This window comes from Protofrankia sp. CiP1_Cm_nod3 (genome assembly GCF_982290655.1).
Genome location: NZ_CEVIVD010000151.1, coordinates 1 through 1,017, shown reverse-complemented (window position 1 = coordinate 1,017; position 1,017 = coordinate 1). Strand labels below are relative to the sequence as shown.

Here is a 1,017-nt window from a genome sequence, read left to right as displayed (position 1 = left end):
TCAAACTGGGGAACATGCGAACGGGATCGCGGTCAGATGACCGGCTGCGCCTGCTCCCAGGCGGGGACTGCCCTCGGTGGGCGGGCCTCGGTTGAAGCGGGGGACGCCGCTGGAAGGTCGCTGAAGACGTGGCGGGACCGCCGCGGGTGGTACAGCATGTGCATCGGGTGCGGGCGTCTGGCCAAGGCGTCCAGCACGGCTTCGGCGATGACCGGAGCCTGCGCGAACCCGCCGGTGTTGTGCCCGCCCGTGACGACGAACGCTCCGTTCGCAGCGGGCAGCGTCTCGAACAGGCCCAGGTTGGATGCAGTCCACGGGCGCACGCAGAACCGCGCGTCAGGATCACCGGGGGTGATGTCGGCTGCGGCGTATGCTCGGGGGAACAACCGTCGTGCCGTGTCTGCGATCGCGGCGTGAATCGCAGCCAGCTCAGCGCGGTCGATGTTGGTCAGGTCCGCGCCGGTATAGCCGTAGCCAGAGCCGAACATTAGTACTTCAGCGCCGTGCTCGTCGCGGGCGACGGTGACATTAGCGTCCTCGGCGATGTGCCCGCGGCGGGCAACCTTGAGCGAGTGTTCAAGTCGCGGTCGGAGATTCGGCACGGTCAGCCAGCAACCGAGGACGCCGTGGATCTGTCCAGCGGACTCGGTCTTGGCTAGAAGATCCTCGCCATGCACGCCCGGGGACACCACGTAGTGGTGGGCGCGGTGGAAGTTGCCGCGCGCGGTGAGTACCCCAGCCACCCGATTGGCGCGATCGTGCAGCATGGTGTCCACCTGCTCATCGAACCCCAGCCGCACTCCGGCAGCCTCCAACCTGTCCAGTAACCGGGCGATGAAATCGTGCACGTTCAGGGTGAACCCGCGCACCAGCACGCCGCCCGCGTAGGCATCCGGCGCGGCCTCGGCCAGCGCAGGGAACTCCGTTCGCACGCGGTCCGAGACGTAGACGTCCAGCAACGCGCCCGCGTCGCGCTGCCTACGGACCCCAGCAGCGAAATGGTCGGCGTCCCCATAG

1 protein-coding gene is annotated in these 1,017 nt (G+C 68.0%); it reads right to left on the bottom strand.

Annotated features, from left to right (window positions below):
• Nucleotides 1-32 precede the first annotated feature (32 nt).
• The gene (locus tag AC5LUJ_RS20510; RefSeq protein ID WP_250290480.1) at nt 33-959 is read right to left on the bottom strand and encodes an FAD-dependent oxidoreductase; all 927 of its coding nucleotides are present in this window, start codon (nt 957-959) and stop codon (nt 33-35) included.
• Between the last annotated feature and the right edge of the window lie 58 nt (nt 960-1,017).